At 39.3% G+C, this 21,032-nt stretch carries 21 protein-coding genes and 1 pseudogene; 18 read left to right on the top strand and 4 right to left on the bottom strand.

What is annotated here, in order from left to right; translation table 11 throughout:
• Positions 1 to 25: 25 nt before the first annotated feature.
• Positions 26 to 928, top strand: coding sequence for a LysR substrate-binding domain-containing protein (locus tag LOS73_RS16995; RefSeq protein ID WP_007378718.1), 903 nt, complete (start codon positions 26 to 28; stop codon positions 926 to 928).
• On the opposite strand, the gene LOS73_RS16990 is transcribed toward LOS73_RS16995, so the two are convergent.
• Positions 925 to 2,118: a flagellar assembly protein FlgT gene (locus LOS73_RS16990; RefSeq protein ID WP_007378717.1), complete on the bottom strand. Its 1,194-nt coding sequence runs from the start codon at positions 2,116 to 2,118 to the stop codon at positions 925 to 927. The two genes, LOS73_RS16995 and LOS73_RS16990, sit on opposite strands and share 4 nt — an antisense overlap.
• A 130-nt stretch (positions 2,119 to 2,248) precedes the next feature.
• Between LOS73_RS16990 and LOS73_RS16985 the strand changes: the two genes are divergently transcribed.
• Positions 2,249 to 2,707 carry an LPP20 family lipoprotein gene (locus LOS73_RS16985; protein WP_007378716.1) on the top strand — a complete coding sequence of 153 codons (459 nt, stop codon included), beginning with the start codon at positions 2,249 to 2,251 and terminating at the stop codon, positions 2,705 to 2,707.
• 45 nt (positions 2,708 to 2,752) lie between these two features.
• Here LOS73_RS16985 and flgN read toward each other — a convergent pair whose 3' ends face one another.
• The 3 genes from flgN to flgA form a co-directional block, all read right to left on the bottom strand.
• Positions 2,753 to 3,184, bottom strand: a complete 432-nt coding sequence (gene flgN, locus LOS73_RS16980; protein WP_007378715.1) for a flagellar protein FlgN — start codon at positions 3,182 to 3,184, stop codon at positions 2,753 to 2,755.
• The gene (gene flgM / locus LOS73_RS16975; RefSeq protein ID WP_007378714.1) at positions 3,177 to 3,497 is read right to left on the bottom strand and encodes a flagellar biosynthesis anti-sigma factor FlgM; all 321 of its coding nucleotides are present in this window, start codon (positions 3,495 to 3,497) and stop codon (positions 3,177 to 3,179) included. The genes flgN and flgM overlap by 8 nt, the downstream gene beginning before the upstream one ends.
• 76 nt (positions 3,498 to 3,573) lie before the next feature.
• On the bottom strand, positions 3,574 to 4,281 hold the full coding sequence (gene flgA, locus LOS73_RS16970; RefSeq protein ID WP_007378713.1) for a flagellar basal body P-ring formation chaperone FlgA: 708 nt from the start codon (positions 4,279 to 4,281) through the stop codon (positions 3,574 to 3,576).
• Between the two features lie 141 nt (positions 4,282 to 4,422).
• Here flgA and LOS73_RS16965 point away from each other — a divergent pair, with 141 nt between their 5' ends.
• The 16 genes and pseudogenes from LOS73_RS16965 (at position 4,423) to LOS73_RS16890 (ending at position 20,792) form a co-directional block, all read left to right on the top strand.
• Positions 4,423 to 5,355, top strand: a complete 933-nt coding sequence (locus tag LOS73_RS16965; protein WP_007378712.1) for a chemotaxis protein — start codon at positions 4,423 to 4,425, stop codon at positions 5,353 to 5,355.
• A gap of 20 nt (positions 5,356 to 5,375) precedes the next feature.
• On the top strand, positions 5,376 to 6,209 hold the full coding sequence (locus LOS73_RS16960) for a CheR family methyltransferase (protein ID WP_457934020.1): 834 nt from the start codon (positions 5,376 to 5,378) through the stop codon (positions 6,207 to 6,209).
• A 142-nt stretch (positions 6,210 to 6,351) separates the two neighbouring features.
• The gene (flgB, locus tag LOS73_RS16955; protein WP_007378710.1) at positions 6,352 to 6,759 is read left to right on the top strand and encodes a flagellar basal body rod protein FlgB; all 408 of its coding nucleotides are present in this window, start codon (positions 6,352 to 6,354) and stop codon (positions 6,757 to 6,759) included.
• Between the two features lie 5 nt (positions 6,760 to 6,764).
• Positions 6,765 to 7,196, top strand: a complete 432-nt coding sequence (flgC, locus tag LOS73_RS16950; protein ID WP_007378709.1) for a flagellar basal body rod protein FlgC — start codon at positions 6,765 to 6,767, stop codon at positions 7,194 to 7,196.
• A gap of 13 nt (positions 7,197 to 7,209) precedes the next feature.
• On the top strand, positions 7,210 to 7,890 hold the full coding sequence (locus LOS73_RS16945) for a flagellar hook assembly protein FlgD (RefSeq protein WP_007378708.1): 681 nt from the start codon (positions 7,210 to 7,212) through the stop codon (positions 7,888 to 7,890).
• A 59-nt stretch (positions 7,891 to 7,949) separates the two neighbouring features.
• Positions 7,950 to 9,320, top strand: coding sequence for a flagellar hook protein FlgE (gene flgE, locus LOS73_RS16940; RefSeq protein ID WP_033032091.1), 1,371 nt, complete (start codon positions 7,950 to 7,952; stop codon positions 9,318 to 9,320).
• Between the two features lie 186 nt (positions 9,321 to 9,506).
• Positions 9,507 to 10,250 (top strand): flagellar basal body rod protein FlgF, encoded by a 744-nt coding sequence (locus tag LOS73_RS16935; RefSeq protein ID WP_007378706.1) that lies wholly within the window; start codon positions 9,507 to 9,509, stop codon positions 10,248 to 10,250.
• A 21-nt stretch (positions 10,251 to 10,271) separates the two neighbouring features.
• A complete protein-coding gene (gene flgG, locus LOS73_RS16930) occupies positions 10,272 to 11,060 on the top strand; it encodes a flagellar basal-body rod protein FlgG (protein WP_007378705.1) in 789 nt (262 codons plus the stop codon).
• Positions 11,061 to 11,076: 16 nt separating this feature from the next.
• Positions 11,077 to 11,760 carry a flagellar basal body L-ring protein FlgH gene (flgH, locus tag LOS73_RS16925; RefSeq protein WP_007378704.1) on the top strand — a complete coding sequence of 228 codons (684 nt, stop codon included), beginning with the start codon at positions 11,077 to 11,079 and terminating at the stop codon, positions 11,758 to 11,760.
• Between the two features lie 12 nt (positions 11,761 to 11,772).
• On the top strand, positions 11,773 to 12,867 hold the full coding sequence (locus LOS73_RS16920) for a flagellar basal body P-ring protein FlgI (RefSeq protein WP_007378703.1): 1,095 nt from the start codon (positions 11,773 to 11,775) through the stop codon (positions 12,865 to 12,867).
• Between the two features lie 132 nt (positions 12,868 to 12,999).
• The gene (gene flgJ, locus LOS73_RS16915; protein WP_007378701.1) at positions 13,000 to 13,995 is read left to right on the top strand and encodes a flagellar assembly peptidoglycan hydrolase FlgJ; all 996 of its coding nucleotides are present in this window, start codon (positions 13,000 to 13,002) and stop codon (positions 13,993 to 13,995) included.
• Between the two features lies 1 nt (position 13,996).
• Positions 13,997 to 16,012: a flagellar hook-associated protein FlgK gene (flgK, locus tag LOS73_RS16910; protein WP_457934019.1), complete on the top strand. Its 2,016-nt coding sequence runs from the start codon at positions 13,997 to 13,999 to the stop codon at positions 16,010 to 16,012.
• A gap of 2 nt (positions 16,013 to 16,014) precedes the next feature.
• Entirely contained in the window at positions 16,015 to 17,283 is a 1,269-nt protein-coding gene (gene flgL / locus LOS73_RS16905; protein WP_007378699.1) for a flagellar hook-associated protein FlgL, read from the top strand.
• A gap of 229 nt (positions 17,284 to 17,512) precedes the next feature.
• The gene (locus LOS73_RS16900; RefSeq protein ID WP_007378698.1) at positions 17,513 to 19,003 is read left to right on the top strand and encodes a flagellin; all 1,491 of its coding nucleotides are present in this window, start codon (positions 17,513 to 17,515) and stop codon (positions 19,001 to 19,003) included.
• Between the two features lie 253 nt (positions 19,004 to 19,256).
• Positions 19,257 to 19,616 (top strand): annotated as a pseudogene (locus LOS73_RS16895) (flagellin N-terminal helical domain-containing protein); the annotation flags it as partial.
• A 495-nt stretch (positions 19,617 to 20,111) separates the two neighbouring features.
• Positions 20,112 to 20,792, top strand: a complete 681-nt coding sequence (locus LOS73_RS16890) for a flagellin (RefSeq protein ID WP_007379113.1) — start codon at positions 20,112 to 20,114, stop codon at positions 20,790 to 20,792.
• Positions 20,793 to 21,032 lie beyond the last annotated feature (240 nt).

Here is a 21,032-nt window from a genome sequence, read left to right as displayed (position 1 = left end):
TATAAACTATCAGGTGGAGCTGAATATGAACTTAAAAGATTTCGAATATGTAAAAGCAATCGCGCACTATAAACATTTTCGTAAAGCTGCTGATGCCTGTTTTGTTAGCCAGCCTACATTAAGTGGGCAAGTAAAAAAACTTGAACAAGAGCTGGGTGTTGTTTTATTTGATCGTTCCACCAAGCAAGTTACTCTTACGAGTAAAGGCGCTCGTTTATTGGCGCAAATAGAGCTGATTTTAGAGCAAACACAAATACTGAAAGAATTAGCCGCGACATCAAATGAACCCCTGCAAGGAAAATTAACCATTGGTATAATTCCTACCATTGCGCCTTACTTGTTGCCTGCGTTATTAACATCAATGAAAGCGGCATTTATTGATAGTCAGTTTTCGTTTATTGAGATGCAAACAGCAACAATTTTAGAAGCTTTAAATAATGGCGAACTCGACTTTGCTATTTTAGCCGATGTGCCAGAACTTATTAATTATCATACGGTTGCTCTATACAAAGAAGATTTTTTAGTGGCGGTATCACAAGATAACGCGCTTTCTAAGCATAAAAAAGTGGCGTTAAGCGACCTTCAAGGATGCAGCCTACTAATGTTAAGTGATGGCCATTGCTTTAAAGATCAAGCCCAAAAGTTTTGTTTTTCTGCAGGAGTCGATGTATCTAATCAGTATAAAGGTAATAGTTTAGAAACATTATTAGCGTTAGTGGCCATGGATGACGGTATTACATTTGTACCAAAGCTTGCTTGCACAGAGCGGGCGGGTATTGACTACATGCCTATATTTCCTAATCAGCAGCGTAATGTGGTATTTGCATGCAGAAAGCATTATCCGCATTTATCTGGTGTAGAACAATTGGGCGAGTGGTTGTCTGCTCACCCTAATTTAAAAGCTAAATTAACTAAAAAGGTTAATTAAAGATCTTGGCTGATTATTTCTACTACATCGTTTATTTGCACGCCTGGTAGCGGTTTGTCATCAATACTTACCGCAATGGCACTTTGTTGATAAAGCTGTTCAACGCGAATGGTGTTAAGTGTGGTTACTTTATGCGGCATGATATTACCCGCTGCATCCGTTAAGTAATTATGATGTGCAATGCTGAGCAGTTGGCCTTTTTGTAAACCGTGTGCTTTACCTAAATTTAAGACTATTTTGCTGTTTTCAATGTGCATTATTTTACCTTGCGTTGGTAAACACGCCATTGCAGCTTGTATGTCGTAACTTAAAGAGTGATTTATTTCACTTATACTTTGCCCAAAAGGTGATTGCCAAAATCTATCACTGTTTACATCAATTATGGCTGTTTTTTCGAATGGCCAAATTGCTTGGCTTTGATAGCTATTTTGCCAAAGTTGCTCGTACGTTGTGCCATCAAACAATGTTAATTCTATTTGGTAGCTACGCTGGTAGCTTTCATCTTGCCAAAACGCATATTCACTATTGAGTTTATTACTGGTCGATAGGTTTGTTATTTGGCTTAATAAAACATATTGAGCGTTGCTGCGAGTTGCAATTTCTTCTAACTGAGCAGTGGAGTAATCATGTTGTTGAGTAAAATATTTATCAACTTTGATAGCGTTTTTGTAATAGGCAACAGGTATTGCACTCATTTTTGATTTTTGCAGCGCCGAAAAAATATTTTTGCTAACCGCTTTATCTATGTCAAAAATTTGACCCATTTTTGCTTGCTCGCGATGATTAAGCTGGCTTTGGGTTACAGCTAAAAATTTATTAAAGCTGTTTTGCGGGCATTGTTCTGTTTGAGCGAAAATGTCTAAGCGCAGTGTGATTGCAAATTTATCGTCGTATTTATTTTCGCTTATAAGCTCAATTTTTTGAATTTCACCGTGACTACTAATTTTAAGTTGATCTTGCATTAACACGCCATCTACCAAGGTTTGCACTGAGCTTACTCTTGCGCCTGAAAATACTAAAGCTTGGGTTATTGCGTCTTTTATAGCGGCAGATTTGGCTGCGCTCATATCCCCATTTTGAACAAGTGCGTGCCCAGTCGATTCATACCACTGCGCTTTTGTGAAAGGTGAAAACGTTAATAAAGCAGTTGCGCTTAATCCTACAAATACTGATGATAAAAACGATTTCATACACTTACTCCAATTAAACTTTAGCTAGTAGTGTGTTTAGAGCAAGGACTATACCAACGTTGTTTTTAATACTATAAATGGCATTAAACGTGCATATAGTTACATAATTAGTTTATTAGGACGATGTACAATGCGAGCAATATCATTATCTATCACACTGGGGTGCTTAGCACTAAGTGGTTGCAGTAGCGTGTTTGATAAACATGTTGAATATAAATATGTAGCGCCAAATAATTACCCTATTATAAAAGCGATTGGTTATGCGCCTATCAGCTTGCAAAAGGGCGTTAACAGTTCGCAAAAGCAACTAATGGCTATTAAAGCGTCAAAGCTGGAGGCTTATCGAGAATTAACAGAACAAGTTTACGGGCAAAAAATTACCGCCGGAACTACTGTTGCAGGCTCAATAGCGCAAGATGACTATTTACAAAGTAAAGTGCAGGGGATTATAAAAGGGGCGCAAGTAATTAAAACGTATGCTGTAGATGATACTTATGTAACTGAGCTTGAATTAAATATGAAACGTGTTCACGATTTATATATAGGTGAAGTTAAGCCTCGAGAAGTAAAGAAAGTAACGTATTACTAAATTTATTTAATTAGGGATGATGACTTTTTATTATACCCAATCAATCTAGGCTTTTAGGTTACGTACAAGTTGGCTGTTGGTGTTTACTTCGCCACCGGCTTGATCGTATGTAGTTGAGGAAGGAGCACCAATTAAAATCTCTTTCAATTGTTTAACGCTCAATTGAGCTTGATGCGCCGCATGTGCATTTACATCATTTTGTTTTTTACATTTTTCAAGTTTACTACGCACAATGGAAATTAAATCAGGAACTTCATCTGACAGTTCGTCGTTATTAGCAATGAGTTTGTTTAATTCTTTATCAAGAGAATTTAACTTAGTTAAAAAAGGCATTTTTTGTTGAGCAATTTCTTTCAAACCTTCGCCACGTCGAGACGCAATCGCGGTCAGCTCATCATTTAATAAGGTGGCTAATGAATCTAAGCATTTTCCTTGCTCGTTCAGCTTGACGATAATTAAACTGTTATGATCAGCCATATACGTCAAACTCGAAACTAGCTAAGTTTTTAGCTAACTTTTCATTGTCAATTTGGTACTTACCTTCAGTAATTGCTTTTTTTAGTTCTGAAACTTTATCACTGTCGAAACCAGATGATTGCTGCGCTTTTTCTTGCAACGTTTTTAATTCTTTCGCTTGCGGCGTTAGACTTACTGAGTCACTGGCGGCCTTAGGTGAAGCAGACTGAAGTGATTGCGTATTTACATTATCTCTTTGTAAATCAACTTTTTGTTGCTTAGTATTAGCTAAAGCAGCAGTTTGTTGATTACCTGAATTAACTTGACTGACCATAATAATAAACCTGTATATTACCCAACTTATGCCAACATATCGGCACCTACGAAGAATACTTTAGCATAATTTTGAATTAAATGTTTACCTGCACCGACTCTACACCATCCACTCGTGCATTTAAAACTTTACCCGTTTTTTTGTTTTTAACACGTATTTGTTCTCCAATTGTTCCGTCCTCTAAAGCAACTCCCGTTGTCTTTATTTTCAACCCTCTAAGGTTAGCTAAAATGTTTACAGAATCACCTTTGCACACCATACATATTTGGTTAAGTAATATAGGCATCCCGCTTCTTATGTTGCGTTTGCTCCTACTTCCAATAAGTATTTCTGGGTTATCTAAATACTGCATTCTAACAAAATGTGTTGGTTTCATTTCAATACTTAAGTGAGAACTTGTTATTACTTCACCTCGCACTAAATTTGCGTTAGCGATCACAACAGGTGCCATTTCAACTATTCTTACATGCACGTACTGAGACCAATTTTGAGTATCGTTACATTTTATTTGTAATGTAACTTGTCGATTAAATGGCGGCTCACTTGGGATTAGTAACTCGAGCGCATTTTGACAGGTTCGATCAGGAATACGACTATCAAGTGGTAAAGCACTTAATTGTATTTTAGTATTTTCTGTAGAACCAATCTGATCGGCGACATAACTTATTGCGATCTCTTGTAATAAATCTTTATTAAAGACTTTTGCGTGCAGGGGTAAAGCGAAGCTGAGGCTAGCAACAAAATAAAAAACACTGTATCTTCTGACTTTTTTTAACAAACTCATAATGTTTCGACTATGCTTATGGTTTCAAACAGGGTATAAATATTTTGCGTCAAAAAGAAGACGCTCCCGTGATGTTATGTAAGCTTTATAAATAGAAAGCAATTATCATTCCGTATTATTTGTTTTCTTTAGGAGATTTGAATGGCAGGCATTTTAGACTCAGTAAACCAGCGCACCCAGTTGGTTGGGCAGAACCGCCTAGAATTACTATTATTTAAGCTCAGGGGTCGGCAGCGTTTTGGTATAAACGTATTTAAGGTGAGGGAAGTATTGCAATGCCCTCCACTAACAAGTATGCCAAAGTCAAACGCCTATATTCGTGGTGTTGCACATATTCGTGGCCAGACTATTTCGGTGATAGATCTTTCTATGGCCGTGGGTGGGCGACCAATAGAAAACATAACAGACAGTTTTATTATCATTGCTGAATATAACCGCTCAGTGCAAGGTTTTTTAGTGGGTGGGGTAGAGCGTATTGTTAATATGAATTGGGAAAAAATAATGCCGCCTCCATCAGGTGCTGGCCGATATTCATATTTAACCGCTGTAACCGAAATCGAAAATGAACTGGTCGAAATATTAGACGTAGAAAAGATTCTTAACGAAATTTGCCCTGTAAACACAGAAGTAAGTGCTGATGTAGCAGCTAGCGGCGATATTCAAAAAGACTTGGGTGAGCGAATTGTGTTTATTGCTGATGATTCAGCTGTTGCGCGTAACCAAGTTAAACGTGCGCTAGAGCCACTTGGTGTTCAAACTGAGTTAGCTAAAAATGGTAAAGAAGCCTTAATAAGGTTAAAAGAAATAGCTGAATTAGATTGTAAAGACAATATTACCGAACGGGTCGCTTTACTTATATCTGATGTTGAAATGCCTGAAATGGATGGCTATACGTTAACGGCAGAAATTAAAGCAGATCCTAAACTCGCCCCTTTACATGTTATTTTACATACTTCATTGAGTGGTGTTTTTAATCAGGCGATGATTGAAAAAGTAGGGGCTGATGACTTTATTGCAAAATTTAACCCAGATGAACTAGCAACTGCTGTGAAAAAATGGGTTCATTGTGATTAATAAAAATAGGTGTTACTAATTTGAATAATAAAGATTTGCAGCAAAGTGAATACGATCAGTTTCGTTCGTTTTTGGAGCAGCAATGCGGGATCGTTTTAGGTGAAAATAAACAATATTTGGTGAAAAGCCGACTTGCGCCGTTAATGACTCGATTTAATGTAGAATCTTTATCAGAGCTGGTTAGCAAAACGCTGGGTCCTCATGAGCGACAGCTTCGAGCAGCGGTTGTAGACGCAATGACTACGAATGAAACGTTGTGGTTTAGAGATCAATATCCGTTTGAATTGCTTCAAAATAAGCTTTTCCCGGAATTTAAGGAGCTAAGAAGACCACTAAAAATTTGGTCGGCAGCGAGTTCTTCTGGTCAAGAACCATACTCCATTTCAATGTCTGTTGCTGAGTTTCAAGCAAAGCAGCCTAATGTGTTACGGATGGGGGCGCAAATTATTGGCACCGATATCTCTAATACGATGCTTGATATGTGTAAAAATGGTGAATACGATGCATTGGCTTTAGCAAGAGGTCTTTCTGCGGATCGCCGTAAAAAGTTTTTTAAAGATAGCGGCAATGGTATGGCCCAAGTAAATGATTCAATAAAAAAGCAAGTTAGCTTTAGGCATTTAAATCTACTTGATTCTTACGCACTTATGGGTAAATTCGATATTATATTTTGTCGAAATGTACTTATATATTTTGCCCCAGAAGTAAAAGCTAAAATTATTAGTCAATTTGCTCAAGCGCTGAATCCTAAAGGTTACTTATTTTTGGGTGCATCAGAGTCAATGACAGGCTTAAGCAGTGAATTTGACATGGTACGATGCAACCCTGGCATTATTTATCAAAAAAAGCTGTAATAGTAACTCCTTCCCTATATAAATGACGCGCCTAGCGTCATTTTTCTTTTTAATACATACCCTTATATAAATAATCACCACTCTAGTATTAATGGCGTATTTTTTGCTTTATTCAAGGTAAGTCAATTTTTTGGAGATGGTTATGGCTATCAGTTTTGATAAGGCATTAGGTGTGCATCCGCAGGCTATGTTGATCCGTTCACAACGAGCAGAAGTAATTGCAACTAATATTGCGAATGCTGATACGCCGGGCTACAAAGCAAAAGATATTGATTTTGCCTCTGCATTAAAAGCGGCAAGATCAAACCAGCAAAGCGGCAATACAATGGTACGAACTAACGATAAACACATCGGTGGTGGTACTCGTAGTATGGATGATTCAGAATTATTTCGCTTACCAAATCAAGCAGATACGGGCGATGGTAACTCGGTTGATATACAAGTGGAACGAAACTTGTATACACAGAATGCTATGGAGTATCAGGCCAGCTTGCAATTTTTAAGCAGCAGATTTAAAGGTCTGAATAAAGCACTCGGTAGTCAAGGATAAAAATTATGAGTTTATATAATGTATTTGATATTGCAGGTTCAGGTATGAGCGCACAAAATGTACGCTTAAATACCACCGCAAGTAATATTTCTAATGCGAATACGATTAGTTCTTCTCAAGACAAAACATACCGAGCGCGACAACCTGTATTTGCTGCTGAACTTACCAAAGCTTCAGCATCGGCAAGTAATCAACAGGGCTCCGCCGTTGGCGTTAAAGTTTTAGGCATTGTTGAAAGCAGTGCTCCATTACAGATTGAGTATAATCCAAATCACCCGAGTGCGGATGAAAATGGCTATATTTATAAACCCAACGTTAATGTTGTTGAGGAGATGGCTAATATGATTTCTGCCTCTCGCTCTTATGAAACAAACGTGCAAGTTGCAGATGCAGCTAAGCAAATGTTAAGTAAAACACTGCTGCTAGGTCAGCGGTAACCGAGGGTAGGTTATGAATAACGATATAAGTACATCTTCATCCTATTTAGACTCAATCCGTTGGCAAGAGCAGCAAGTAGCTAGCAGCGAAGATGAGAGTGACGCGTTAACACAAGAAGATTTTTTCTCGTTGTTGACGCAGCAATTGTCGTATCAAGATCCCAGTAACCCTGCGGACAATGATCAAATGATTGCGCAAATGACTAGTTTTACTATGGCGCAAGGCATTACAGATTTAAATACTAACTTTGAATCTTTAGCCTCTTCGATGACGTCTAATTCTGCATTACAAGCCTCAACGCTTGTTGGTAAGCAGGCTTTACTAGAGTCAAATACCCTTGATTTAAATGAAACGGGTGATGCTAGAGGCTCAGCAGTAGCAGAAGAAGCTATGGATAACCTTAAAATCAAAGTAACTGACGAATCAGGTCAATTAGTAAGAACGATTGATATGGGTTCTCAGGCAGCTGGAGCAATTCGCTTTGCTTGGGATGGTAACAACGAAGCCGGCGAACGTTTACCTGAAGGTGAATACACAATAACAGCTGAAGGAAGTACTAACGGTGAATTTTCAAGTTTACCCGTTGCTACTTTTAAGAACATTGAAAGTGTAAATATTAACGGCTCAAGTGGCATTATTATTAACACTAAAGAAGGTGCGGTTAGGCTGACGGATGTCGCAGAAATCGCATAATTAATTTTAGTATTTTTTGCCTGCCAGCAGGCTTCAGATTGATAGGTTAGAGGTGAATTATGAGCTTCAATATTGCATTAACAGGCCTTGCTGCCGCGCAAAAAGATTTAGATGTAACAGCAAATAATATTGCGAACGTCAATACTACCGGTTTTAAAGAGTCACGCGCAGAGTTTGCCGATGTTTATGCATCGTCAGTATTTAGCGCAGGTAGGACTAAAAATGGTGATGGTGTGCAAACGACGATGGTTGCACAGCAGTTTCACCAAGGATCACTGCAGTTTACTAATAACTCTTTAGATTTAGCTATTACAGGTGAAGGTTATTTTGCGATGACCGATGATATTTCATCGCAAGATTTAACCTATACTCGTGCCGGTGCATTTAAATTAAACCAAGATAATTTTATGGTTGACGCTAAGGGTAATTTCTTACAAGCATTCCCTGTAGATTCATCAACCGGTGATACAACATCAGTGAGTTTGAGTACGACAAACCCAGTTCAAATACCAGATTCATCAGGTTCGCCACGTGCTACAGAAAATGTATTCTTATCGTTCAATTTAGATGCTACAGCTGATGCACCGGGTATAGATTTTGATCCTACATCCAATGGTACTTATAACTCATCTACATCAACGACAGTTTATGACTCGTTAGGTGAGCCGCATATATTGCAATACTTTTTCGTAAAAGAACCTGACGCAGCTTCAGGTGGTGCAGATAATAGCTGGGAAGTGTATGCGACACTTGATGGAAAGGTAGTTGATGGAACTTCGGGCGCAGAACAAACCACGACCCCTTATGCACCGATCACAACTCTTGGTTTTGATTCAAGTGGTTTACCTGCAACGACAGGCGGAGTAGCAAATACAAACCTAACCACTTTTGATGAGATAAACCTACCTGCTGGTGCTGGTACTGGTTTATCTACAATGCTTGATAATGGTGCTACATTCCCAGGCACAGGTATTGAGCTTAATTGGCGTGATGAAAACAATACGGCAGGACGTATACCAACACAGTATTCAAGTGGTTTTGAAGTTAAAGCACTTGATCAAGATGGTTCGACTGTTGGTCGTTTAGCTGGAATTGATATTGGCACCGACGGTAAACTAGTTGCTTCATACAGTAACGGTGATTCAACATACCTTGGCCAGATAGCTATGGTTCGCTTTCCTAATTCGCAAGGTTTATCACAAATAGGCGACACAAGTTGGAAGCAAAGTATTGACTCAGGTGAGCCTGTTGCAGGTGAGGCAGGGTCAGGTACATTTGGTAGTATTAACTCATCAGCACTTGAGCAATCAAATACTAATTTAACTAATGAGCTTGTCGATTTAATCACAGCTCAACGTAATTACCAAGCTAACTCGCGAGCGCTTGAAGTTAACTCAACAATCCAGCAAAGTATTTTGCAGATTCGATAATTTAAATTTAATTAAATATTTTAGGCTGCATTTTGCAGCCTTTTTTATTTTAGCCTCTAAACCAATGGTTACAGTAAGTGGCTATCATTTCTATTGTTTGTTTCATCACTCTAATGTTACGTAAACTCTAATCTGGCATCTATTTTGCATTTGTTAAGTTAGAGATTTTTAATGTGAGTCGATGTTATGGACAAAATGGTCTACATTGCGGCCTCAGGCGCTAAACAGAGCCTGCAGGGCCTTGCCCTTAAAGCCAATAATTTGGCGAATGCCAATACGACAGGCTTTAAATCAGACTTTGCTCAAGCACGTTCTATGCAAGCGTTTGGTGAAGGGCTGCCAACACGTGTATTTTCGATGCAAGAACGTCCGGGTTCAAACATGACATCGGGTGGCATAGTTGAAACAGGCAGAGACTTAGATATCGCAATGAGCGATAACGCATGGCTGAGTGTGCAAGATGCGTCGGGTAATGAAGCTTACACTAAAGTAGGCACGCTCAATATCACAGCAGAAGGCATGCTGGTAACAAGTCATGGACGTCAAGTTATTGGCGAAGGTGGTCCAATTATACTGCCTGTACCAATTGAAAAGGTTGAATTTAGTCAAGATGGTGCTATTCAGGTTCGTCCGCAAGGCGCCCCAGCAAATTTTTTAGAAGAAGTTGATCGCTTAAGAGTCGTTGAGGCTGATAATTCACAACTTGAAAAAGGTAATGATGGCTTATTTAGACCAAAACCAAATCAAGTTGTTGATACTTCCGCTAATGTAAAAGTATTGAGTGGAACCTTAGAAATGTCGAATGTAAACCCCGTTCATGAAATGGTCGATATGATAAGTCATCAACGCCAATTTGAATTACAAGTCAAACTGATGAAAACAGCTGAAGAAATTGACGAACGTCAAGATCAGCTGTTGCGCATAGTTTAACTTTAAAATGAGGACACTATTATGAATCCTGCATTGTGGATCAGTAAAACAGGGCTTGATGCTCAACAAACCGATATTTCGGTTATTTCAAATAATTTAGCGAATGCCAGTACGGTTGGTTACAAAAAAAGCCGCGCTATATTTGAAGATTTACTTTATCAAAATATTAATCAGCCAGGTGGTCGTTCATCGCAAGACACTGAAATGCCATCAGGCCTAATGTTAGGTGCGGGTGCAAAAGTTGTAGCCAACCAAAAAGAGTTTACGCAAGGTAACATGTTAACCACCGAAAACTCACTAGATTGGATGATTTCCGGCGAAGGTTTTTTTGAAGTGCTGCAGCCAGATGGCAATATTGCCTATTCGCGCAATGGCCAGTTTACCACCGATGGTGATGGACGAATTGTTACATCGGGTGCTGGTTATGTTATTCAGCCAGAAATGAATGTCCCCGAAGATGCTCAATCGATTACTGTTTCGCAAGACGGAGAAGTATCTGTTCGTGTTGCAGGTCAAGCCGATAACGTAGTTATTGGTCAGATCACCATTAGTGACTTCATTAATCCATCGGGTCTTGAGCCGATTGGTCAAAACCTTTATACCGAAACAGCTGTAAGTGGTGCTCCGGTGCAGGGTAACCCTGGTGTTGAGGGGCTTGGTAGTATTATTCAAGGCTCACTTGAAACATCAAACGTAAATGTCACAGAAGAGCTGGTAAATCTTATCGAAACTCAACGTATTTATGAAATGAATTCAAAAGTAATTTCAGCCGTCGACGAAATGATGAGTTATATCAATCAGCAACTATAAGGTTTAGGGGCAGAATATGCGTAATATTATGTTATTTGCGGCAGGCACTCTATTTTTAAGTGGGTGTGTATCAACACAAAATAGTGAAATAGTGCAAGACGATCCTTACTATGCGCCAATGTACCCAGAACCGAATATAGAACCTGTTGTAGCTACTGGCTCCTTATTTAACACGAATGTGTCGAACGATTTATACGCGGACAGAAAAGCTCTGCGTACCGGCGATATCATTACGGTTAAATTGCAAGAATCTACCCAAGCTACAAAAGCGGCAAAAACAGAAACAGATAAGCAATCTGACACGAGCCTTGACCCTGTAATTGGTTTGGGGGGACTTCCTGTTAATATCGGTGGCGACAGTATTCAATTTGGAATTGGCAGTGATTCATCGTTTTCTGGTGACTCTAAATCAAATCAATCAAATAGTTTATTTGGCAATATATCGGTTAATGTGATGCGTGTTTTACCAAACGGTAACTTAGTTATTCGAGGTGAAAAATGGTTAACTCTTAATACAGGCGAAGAGTTTATTCGCTTAGAAGGGTTGGTGCGCCCGCAAGATGTTGGCTCAGATAATACGGTTGAATCAAACCGAATAGCTAATGCACGGATTCAATATTCAGGTAAAGGGCAAACCCAAGAAGCACAAAGTGCTGGTTGGTTAACGCGCTTTTTTAGTAGCTCGCTCTTTCCTTTTTAGAGGACATTCAATATGAATGTATTTAAGTTTTTTTGTTTAATTGTTTTGCTGGGATGTCAATTTTCGGCACATGCAGAGCGTATTAAAGATATCTCTATGGTTGAAGGTGTGCGTTCTAACCAATTAGTGGGTTACGGGTTAGTTGTTGGCTTACCTGGGACTGGCGAGCAAAGTAAGTTTACCCAACAGAGTTTCAAGGGCATGTTAAGTAATTTTGGTATTACACTGCCGGCTAATTTAAGCCCTAAAATTAAAAATGTGGCTGCTGTTGCTGTGCATGCAGAGTTACCTGCGTTCAGAAAACCAGGACAAACAATTGATATTACCGTGTCGTCTATTGGCAGCGCCGGTAGTTTGCGCGGTGGTACTTTAATTCAAACATTTTTAAAAGGTGTTGATGGGAATGTATACGCTATAGCACAAGGTAGCCTTATTGTTGGCGGCTTAGGTGCTGAGGGGTTGGATGGCAGCAAGGTTGTTATAAATACACCCACTGTCGGTCGAATTCCCAATGGTGCTACTGTTGAACGTGCCGTTAAAAGTCCATTTATGCAAAGCGACTATATTACTTTTAATTTAAATCGCCCAGATTTTACAACAGCGAAACGTTTAGAAAGTACGATAAACGACTTAGTTGGTCCCAATAGCGCACAAGCTATTGATGCTGCATCTATTCGTGTTATTGCCCCAAGAGATGCATCACAACGTGTATCGTATTTATCAACACTTGAAAACTTAGAGTTTACCCCTGCGGATAACGCAGCAAAAATTATTGTTAACTCTCGTACGGGGACGATTGTAATTGGGAAAAATGTAAAACTACAGCCAGCCGCGATTACTCATGGTGGTTTAACTGTGACGATTACCGAGCAACAAAATGTATCTCAGCCTAATGCATTAAGTGAAGGTGAAACCGCCGTTACGAATCAAAGTATCATTGATGTGAATCAGGATGATTCACGTGCATTTGTATTTAATCCTGGTGTTAGCTTGGACGATTTAGTCAGAGCAATCAATGAAGTTGGTGCTGCACCAGGTGATTTGATGGCTATTCTTGAAGCGCTAAAAGAGGCTGGTGCAATAAACGGTCAACTAGTTGTTATTTAGTATTTAAACACGCCCTAGTAACATTTTTACTAGGGCAAAATCATTCCCTCGCAATATATCTAATTTAAAGTTAGTCAACTGGCTCAATTTTTGCATTTTAATTGCATTACTCATTATTGTGTCAAAAAGCTGATGGAAACAAATCATCTCGATAAGCAAAACTTTTTTGATTTAGGCAACTTAGATTCACTTCGTAAAGAAGCCTTAACCAGTGGTGATTCATCGACTGATGCATCAAAGGCTGCGCTAAAAAAAGCCGCTGCACAATTTGAAGCAATTTTCACTCAAATGTTACTTAAAAGTATGCGCAAGGCAAACGAAGCATTTGAGGACAAAGAAAGCCCATTTAATTCCAGTGGGGTTAAGTTCTTTGAAGAAATGCACGATCAACAATTATCGACAGAACTATCATCAAATGGTTCTTTAGGCCTTGCAGACTTAATCGTTCAACAGTTATCCCCTGATGGTAAAAATTTTATGCCCGGATCTGTTTTGAGAACAACAGCGGACTTTTTAAGTGATAAGCGAGTGGGCTCAGAGCTTCCTCATGAAAATAATAATAAATCAGTAGAGCCTGTAAGTACGAACATGAACATGGATATTACAGAATCAAAAATAGAGACTCCGGTATTTGAATCGGCTGAAGAGTTTGTTAGCTCTGTGTGGGAACACGCTAAAACGGCAGCAAAGAAAATTGGTTTAAACCCGGCTGTAATGGTTGCGCAAGCAGCGCTTGAGACTGGTTGGGGTAAACATATCATTAATAAAAGTGATGGTAACAGTTCAAATAACTTATTTAATATTAAATCAGATAAAAGCTGGGAAGGTGAAAAAGCCAGTAAAGTCACACTCGAATTTGAGCAAGGTACAGCGGTCAAAAAGAAAGCAAACTTTAGGGCGTACGACTCAATAAAAGAAAGTGTAAATGACTTTGTTGATTTTTTGACACAAAACCCACGCTACCAAGAAGCATTACAAAATACAGCAAAGCCAAGCGACTTTTTAGATTCGTTACAAAAAGCGGGTTATGCAACCGATCCAAATTACGCTAGCAAAATAAAACAAGTACTCAATAGTGCAGAATTAAAAGATATTGCAGCAAACGCGATTCGCCAAGGAGTAAAGTAACATGTCGTATGATTTATTGAGTATTGCCAGTTCAGGAGTCAGAGCTAGTTCTGAGTTACTGCAAACGACAAGTAAAAACATTGCCAATGTAAATACAGAAGGCTATGTACGCGAGCGCACAGAATTTACTACCATGGTAGATAATCAGGTAGGTAGGGGTGAAACCTACCGTTTGCTAAACCAATTTGCTCAAGAACAGCTAAACAGAGATACATCTAATAAATCATTTTTTGATCAGTTTGTAACAGAGGCAAATAGGGTTGATACCTTATTTTCAGAGGAAGCAAATAGCTTATCTACAGGCATAAATTCGTTATTTAATAACATGCAAGAGGCACTCAATCAACCATCATCAACGGTAGCTCGTTCTTTAGTTATTACTGATGCACAAAGCTTAATTGATCAAATGGATAGACTCTCAGGTATTGTCTTTGATCAGCAAAGTATAGTGAATGAACAATTAGAAATATTTTCAGAGGAAGCCAATACGCTAATCCAAAGTATTAGCGCTTTAAATAAAGATATAGCTGCTGTAAATGGAACGAATAATGCTGCTGATGCAAGTTCAACTTTTAACGAACGTGACAAAGCAATACGTGATTTATCCGAACTTATAGATATAGAAACACTTGATGGACCAAATGGTGAAAAGCTTGTGTTTATGGGTACAGGAGAAGCCGTTGTTATGCAAAATGGTTCGTTTAATTTGTTTTCTATGAGAGGCGACCCCGATCCTAGTTTTAAAGAGCTAACGTTAGATGTTAACGGTGGCAAAGCTGTGCCACTTGAAATTGATACGAGCAAATTAAAAGGTAAAATTGGCGGTTTACTTGCTTTTAGAGACGATATTTTAGTGCCGGCGCAAAATCAAATCGGTCAAATGGGACTGGCTATTGCAGATGCATTTAACGAACAAAATAAATTAGGCATGAATGCAAATGGTGAGTTGGGGGGGGATATTTTTACCATACCAACAGAAAATGCATTTGCTTATCAAGATAATACTGGTGGTGTTACAAACATGACCGCAACGGTTGAGCCAGGCAAAGGTAGTGAATTACCTGCCAGTAACTTCATTATTACCTATACCGCTAATCCGAACGAAGTAAGTATTCAGGCAATTGATAATAAAGGGGAGCCTATTGGCAACCCATCACTTGCAGATACAACCAGTGGAGTGATTGATTCATCATCAATTACCAGTGGCGAGTCCTTTGGACTGCAAATAACAGTTGCTGGTACAGGTGCTACTGGTGATCAATTTCAAGTTAAGCTAAATTCTCAAGCCGCTTCTAGCATATCGCTTGCAACCGGACGTGGTGATGACCTTGCGTTAGCGTCGCCAATTAGAACTGCGAACGATATAAATAATATAGGCACAGGCACGATATCAGCAGGTACAGTTAGTAGTGTTACCTCAGGTGGTTTTACATCAACTACACCACCTGCCTTAGCGAATGGCGATATCACAATTGTTAAAGCAGCGGGTACTAATGATTACCTTATTAGTGATGGTAATGGCGCTAATGTAGCTGTGACGATAGCGCCGCCGGGTGAAAATGTTTTAGCTGGCCTTGGTGCTCCTTATGACTCATACGGTTTTGACTTTGATATAGAGGGTACACCGGCAACAGGCGATACATTTACGCTGGAGTTTAACGAAGGTGGATTTGACGATAACCGTAATGGTTTAAAGTTGGTTGATTTGCAAAATGGTGAGTTGGTACGTCAAAATGTTGTCACAACAACGACGGCAGATAACCATAAAACATTTAATCAAGCCTATGCTGGTATGGTTAGCGATATTGGTGTGGTAACTGGACAAGCTATTACGAGTGGAGCTGCATTCGATGCTCTCGCACAGCAGTCTGAAGCTTGGTATGAATCATTATCGGGAGTAAATCTCGATGAAGAAGCTGCAAATTTATTGCGTTTTCAACAGTCTTATGCCGCTTCAGCACAGGTTTTAGCTGCTGCGCGTTCAATTTTCGACACTTTACTTAGTGCTGCGAGGTAATCATGCGTTTATCAAATAATTTAATGTATCAAAGCAGTATTAATAAAATACTGGATGGGCAACAAGGTGTCGCAAATGCGCAAGAACGCGTTAATACAGGGCAAAAATATTTAACAACGTCTGAAGCGCCTGCAGATATTTCACAGGCAATGTTATATTCAAATAAAATACAAACCAATGAGCAATATACAAAAAATATTAATCAGCTTAGTGGTCGTCTCGAAACAGAAGAAAGCGTTTTAAAAAGTATTAATACCAGTATTCAAGAAGCGCAATCTCTAGCATTACAAGCGGGTAATGGCGCTTATACTAAAGACGATTTGAAGTCGATTGCATCCGAGCTAAGTGGTATTCAGCAAACGCTTGCTAATTTAATGAATACCCGCTCCGAAGATGGGAAATTTATATTTTCAGGTTATCAAGATAGCACCCAACCTTATCAGTTTGACTCAACGCTAGGTGAATACACTTATAATGGCGATCAAGGTGTCCATCAAATAACGATAGCTGAAGGTGTATCAATTAAATCGAGTGATAACGGTTTTGATACATTTGAAAAAACAGCAGCACGCTTAGATGTAGACTCAAACACGGCTTCAATTCCTACTACAGTCCCTGCTAATAACATCACCGCAGGTACAGTATATGTTGATGGTCAAACTGAATTTGATCGATTTCATCAATCTAATTACAATGCAGATCCAGCAGCGCCAGCAACAGCAAATACTTATAATGTTGTGATTACAGCTGGGGCAACGCCAACTGATCCTGATCAATACGAAATTCAACGTGATGGCGTGTCTCTTTCTCCTCAAGTGATAGGTGATATTACCGATGAACCAATAGATTTTGCAGGAATGAAAATTGAATTTGAAGGTACAGCACCTGGTCAGCTTGATTTTAGCCTTGAAAAACCGGAGAAAGAAAACGTACTTAATACGTTGCAAGCACTTATTACAGGTTTGAATGATGGCACACTTGAAGGAGACGACTTTCAACAAGTATTAGCCGATGGTGTTGTTCAGCTACAAAATGCCAGTGAACAAGTGGTTTTCACGCAGGCAAGTTTAGGCGGAAGAATGGTTGCGCTTGAACTCGTAACCGACACTAACTTAGCGCTTGATATTCAAAATAAAAGTAATAGATCTAGTTTAATTGAGGTGGATCAGGCTGCTGCTATTAGCGAGCTCACTAAGCAAGAAACCGCACTGCAAGTATCTCAAGCAACCTTTGGGCGTTTATCTAACCTTTCATTGTTCGACTACCTTTAACCAGAAATATTTTGCCGCTTTACTTATTTTAAAGCGGCAAAAAATTGTCGCTTCAAGTTACTTTTTAAATTCAACTTTAAATTTCAATTATAAACCAGTAAAAACAGTGACTTAAACTTGTTTTAAAGTTGGCACAGTAAATGCTTTTATAATAATAAGAAATTATCGAATAGTGGTTCCTGTTAAAACGTGTTGAACCACACTCTGCTTAAACCTAGGAGATGGTAAAATGGCATTAACAGTAAATACTAATGTGTCGTCATTAAACGCACAACGTAACTTAAATAAATCAGGCGAAGGCTTAGCAACTTCAATGCAACGTTTATCATCAGGTATGCGTATTAATAGCGCAAAAGATGATGCTGCCGGTCTGCAAATTTCAAACCGACTTACGTCGCAAATAAATGGTTTGTCAGTAGCCCAGCGAAATGCCAACGATGGTATTTCAATGGCACAAACCGCTGAAGGTGCGATGAGTGAGTCAACAAGTATTTTACAGCGTATGCGTGAACTTGCATTGCAATCAGCTAATGGTTCAAACTCGCCAGAAGATCGTGAGGCACTGCAAAAAGAAGTATCAGCACTTCAAGTTGAATTGACACGTATTGCAGATACAACCTCGTTTGGTGGTCAACAATTACTAGATGGTGCTTACGGTAGTAAAACCTTCCAAGTAGGTGCTAACGCTAATGAAACGATTAATGTATCGCTTTCAAGTGTTGCAGCTGAGAAAATTGGCGCAAATCAAACGAATTTGCAATCAGCGACTACTGTGGATGGTTTTGGTCAAGTAAATGAAACGGGTACCGGTACGCTTGCCGCTAGTGTAATTGCATATGGTAACTTGGCAATTTCTGGTCGAGAAGATTCTACGGTCACTATTCCAAATGGTGCCAGTGCAGAAGAAGCTGCTGATTTAATAAATCAAGTAACGGGTGCTACAGGTGTTTCGGCACAAGCAAGATCTGAAGCTCAGCTTGATATTACCGGCACGCAAACAGCTGCAGGCGAACCTGTAAGCTTTGAGCTAAATGGCGAAAAAGTCTCGTTTGTTGCAACAGGTACTGCAACCGGTGATGAGCAGGCAATGGCAGAAGCTATTAATAGCAGAACTGATGAGCATGGTGTTACAGCAACCATTGATAATGGTGTTTTATCTGTTTCAAATAATAATGGCGCAGATATTGAAATCGTTGGATTTGCCGGAGACGCAGGCTCAACCTTAGATATAACTCCTCAAGGCTATAACGAAGGTTCTGCCGGTGATGTTGTGGTACTGACTACTGGTGCGACAGACTCTGCCAGAATAGCCGGTGCTATCCAATTAAATTCATCAGATATATTTACTACAACAGGTAGTACTTCTGTGGATGAGGTTGCGACTAAAGTGACTAGTTCTTTAGAAAATGCAGCTGATATTGATATTACAAGTCAAAAAGGTTCACAAGATGCTTTATCGGTAATTGATAACGCGATTGCCAATATTGACTCACAACGTGCCAGCTTGGGTGCAGTACAAAACCGCTTTAGCCATACAATTAGTAACTTGGCAAATATTTCTGAGAATGTATCTGCATCACGTAGTCGAATTCAAGATACTGACTTTGCAACAGAAACAGCGCAAATGACTAAAAATCAGATATTACAACAGGCGGGTACATCAATCTTGTCGCAAGCTAACCAAGTGCCTCAAGCCGCAATTAGTTTATTAGGTGGTTAATTAAACTAACAATAGTTTTTGTTATATTAAAAGCGCATTTATTGCGCTTTTATGCTTTATAGTATTTGGGTTTCATATTAATTAATATTTAAATCAGGTGGTTAGCCTTTTTTTTGGTCGTTTTTTAAATAAAAGCTAAAGGTATTTTGTTTCCTGCCGTTAACTTAATCAGTAAGGGGCTTGTACATAAATTTGTTACGGCTCTTGGTTAAATCAAAACAGTACTTTTACGAAAGTAATCAGGAGTTTTATTATGATTTCAGTAAACACAAATGTATCTTCATTAAACGCACAACGTAACCTATCTCAATCAGGTTCTGACTTAGCGACATCAATGGAGCGTTTATCATCGGGTATGCGTATTAACAGCGCGAAAGATGATGCGGCAGGCCTACAAATTTCAAATCGTTTAACATCACAAGTAAATGGTTTAGGCGTAGCGCAAAGAAATGCAAACGACGGTATTTCAATGGCGCAAACAGCTGAAGGCGCGATGAGTGAGTCTACAAGTATTTTACAACGTATGCGTGAATTAGCACTACAATCAGCGAATGGTTCAAATTCATCAGAAGACCGTGAAGCGCTACAAAAAGAAGTATCAGCTTTATCAACAGAGCTAACACGTATTTCAGATACGACTTCGTTTGGTGGTCAGCAATTATTGAACGGCAGCTTCGGTTCGAAATCATTCCAAATTGGTGCAAATGCAAACGAAACAATTAACGTATCACTGTCTAGTGTAGCGGCAGAAAAAATTGGTTCTAACCAAGTAGATTTACAAGGTGGTACTGCTAACGAAGGTTTTGGTACTGCTACAGCTGCAGCTGCTTCTACCGCTGCGGCAAGTACAAATGCAGGCGGTACATATGATATCTCTGGACGTAATGACGCTCAAGTTACTATTGCTGCAGGCGCTAGCGCAGAAGATACAGCTGCTGCAATTAACAGTGTAACGAGCTCTACAGGTGTTAGTGCGCAAGCTAGAACAGAGGCCACGGTAGTTGTTGGTGGTGCTGCAACAGTTTCTGGCGAGACGGTTAGTTTTGAGCTTAACGACGAGAAGGTTTCATACGTAGCTACAGGTAATGCAGATGGCGACCAGCAAGCAATGGCTGAAGCTATTAATGGTGCAACTGATGAGCATGGCGTAACAGCGAGTATTGAAAACGGTGTATTATCAGTATCTAATAATACGGGTGCAGATATAACGTTAGAAGGTTATGCAACAGCAGATGCTGCTGGTGCTCCTGTAGCGAGTACATTATCAGTGACAGCTCTGTCTTATGCCGGTGTTGAAGATGATGGCGGAACGGGTACGGCTGTCCCTGTTGTACTAACAAGTGGTGTGGCTGGTACTGCGACTGACTCAACACGAATTTCAGGTGGTATTCAATTAAACTCTTCAGAAACATTTAGCGTAGAAGCGTCTGATGATTCACTAGCTGGTGTAATCACAGAAACAACAAGTAAGCTAAATGATGTTGCTGATGTTGATATTACAAGCCAAAAAGGCTCGCAAGATGCGCTAGCAATTATTGATAACGCGATTGCAAACATCGACTCACAACGAGCGAGCTTAGGTGCGGTTCAAAATCGTTTTAACCACACAATAAGTAACTTAGCGAATATATCAGAGAACGTATCTGCATCACGTAGCCGAATTCAAGATACTGACTTTGCAACAGAAACAGCAGAAATGACGAAAAACCAAATATTGCAACAAGCAGGTACATCAATCTTGTCGCAAGCGAATCAGTTACCGCAAACAGCGCTTAGCCTATTAGGTTAATTGAAATAAGGTATTAGCTACCTCTTTAATTTAGCGAATACCAATAATAATTTAAAAAGGAGATGACTTTGGTCATCTCCTTTTTATTTAGCTTTTAATATTGTACCAATCGGCTTATATATGGGCTTTATTTAACGACAAGATAATTGTGTAATTTGGTTGTTCTCGATAATTACTTTTATATTGTTCCCTCTTCTTTGTACATCCATGCAGTCGTAATCAAAAATAATAATACAGTTT

This window comes from Pseudoalteromonas sp. SCSIO 43210, assembly GCF_054133285.1.
Note: the sequence above shows the minus strand (reverse complement) of the source record. Positions and strands in the feature narration are given on the sequence as shown.

Excerpts from the sequence above, each read along its gene's own strand:
- LOS73_RS16890 (WP_007379113.1), top strand. The coding sequence starts at position 20,112 with ATGGCTGAAGCTATTAATGGTGCAACTGATGAGCATGGCGTAACAGCG.
- LOS73_RS16990 (WP_007378717.1), bottom strand. The coding sequence starts at position 2,118 with ATGAAATCGTTTTTATCATCAGTATTTGTAGGATTAAGCGCAACTGCT.
- LOS73_RS16900 (WP_007378698.1), top strand. The coding sequence starts at position 17,513 with ATGGCATTAACAGTAAATACTAATGTGTCGTCATTAAACGCACAACGT.
- flgA (WP_007378713.1), bottom strand. The coding sequence starts at position 4,281 with ATGAGTTTGTTAAAAAAAGTCAGAAGATACAGTGTTTTTTATTTTGTT.
- flgE (WP_033032091.1), top strand. The coding sequence starts at position 7,950 with ATGAGCTTCAATATTGCATTAACAGGCCTTGCTGCCGCGCAAAAAGAT.
- flgG (WP_007378705.1), top strand. The coding sequence starts at position 10,272 with ATGAATCCTGCATTGTGGATCAGTAAAACAGGGCTTGATGCTCAACAA.
- flgJ (WP_007378701.1), top strand. The coding sequence starts at position 13,000 with ATGGAAACAAATCATCTCGATAAGCAAAACTTTTTTGATTTAGGCAAC.
- flgM (WP_007378714.1), bottom strand. The coding sequence starts at position 3,497 with ATGGTCAGTCAAGTTAATTCAGGTAATCAACAAACTGCTGCTTTAGCT.
- LOS73_RS16965 (WP_007378712.1), top strand. The coding sequence starts at position 4,423 with ATGGCAGGCATTTTAGACTCAGTAAACCAGCGCACCCAGTTGGTTGGG.
- flgK (WP_457934019.1), top strand. The coding sequence starts at position 13,997 with ATGTCGTATGATTTATTGAGTATTGCCAGTTCAGGAGTCAGAGCTAGT.
- LOS73_RS16995 (WP_007378718.1), top strand. The coding sequence starts at position 26 with ATGAACTTAAAAGATTTCGAATATGTAAAAGCAATCGCGCACTATAAA.
- flgN (WP_007378715.1), bottom strand. The coding sequence starts at position 3,184 with ATGGCTGATCATAACAGTTTAATTATCGTCAAGCTGAACGAGCAAGGA.
- flgB (WP_007378710.1), top strand. The coding sequence starts at position 6,352 with ATGGCTATCAGTTTTGATAAGGCATTAGGTGTGCATCCGCAGGCTATG.
- flgL (WP_007378699.1), top strand. The coding sequence starts at position 16,015 with ATGCGTTTATCAAATAATTTAATGTATCAAAGCAGTATTAATAAAATA.
- LOS73_RS16920 (WP_007378703.1), top strand. The coding sequence starts at position 11,773 with ATGAATGTATTTAAGTTTTTTTGTTTAATTGTTTTGCTGGGATGTCAA.
- LOS73_RS16935 (WP_007378706.1), top strand. The coding sequence starts at position 9,507 with ATGGACAAAATGGTCTACATTGCGGCCTCAGGCGCTAAACAGAGCCTG.
- LOS73_RS16985 (WP_007378716.1), top strand. The coding sequence starts at position 2,249 with ATGCGAGCAATATCATTATCTATCACACTGGGGTGCTTAGCACTAAGT.
- flgC (WP_007378709.1), top strand. The coding sequence starts at position 6,765 with ATGAGTTTATATAATGTATTTGATATTGCAGGTTCAGGTATGAGCGCA.
- LOS73_RS16945 (WP_007378708.1), top strand. The coding sequence starts at position 7,210 with ATGAATAACGATATAAGTACATCTTCATCCTATTTAGACTCAATCCGT.
- flgH (WP_007378704.1), top strand. The coding sequence starts at position 11,077 with ATGCGTAATATTATGTTATTTGCGGCAGGCACTCTATTTTTAAGTGGG.